Genomic DNA, 373 nt, shown 5'->3' with positions numbered 1-373 from the left:
AGCGTACCCTGGCGGTTGTCGATATCCCGCGGCGTGCTCACGGCCAGTTCGCGGCCGGCGCTAAGAGTGCCGGCATTGGCGAGACCGCCGCCGGCGTCGATCCGGGCATCCGTCCTGGCCTGCATGGTGCCGCTGTTTTCCAGGCGGCCATCGACCGTGACGACCAGCTGGCCGGCCTGCGCGCCGATGGCGCCGGCGTTGCGCATGCCCACGCCCTGCTCGGTGCCGACCAGCACGATCTTCTGGCTGTACATGCCGCCCAACGCGCCCACATCCAGCGCGAAGGCCGGCGCGTTGCCGCTGGCGACGGTCTTTTGCACCCTGGCTTGGTCGGCGCTGACCTCGTTGCCGCCGGCCGTGACCTGCAATTGCC

Annotated in this window: 1 protein-coding gene; it reads right to left on the bottom strand. The window is 70.5% G+C overall.

Annotated elements, in window-relative coordinates:
* On the bottom strand, positions 1-373 hold a 373-nt coding region (locus KDH83_RS31985; protein ID WP_212323218.1), incomplete at both ends, for a hypothetical protein.

It is taken from the genome of Achromobacter sp. Marseille-Q0513 (genome assembly GCF_018195695.1).
Classification (GTDB): Bacteria; Pseudomonadota; Gammaproteobacteria; order Burkholderiales; family Burkholderiaceae_B; genus Achromobacter.
The sequence above is the reverse complement of the archived record's forward strand: the minus strand, read 5'-3'. Positions and strand labels throughout refer to the sequence as shown.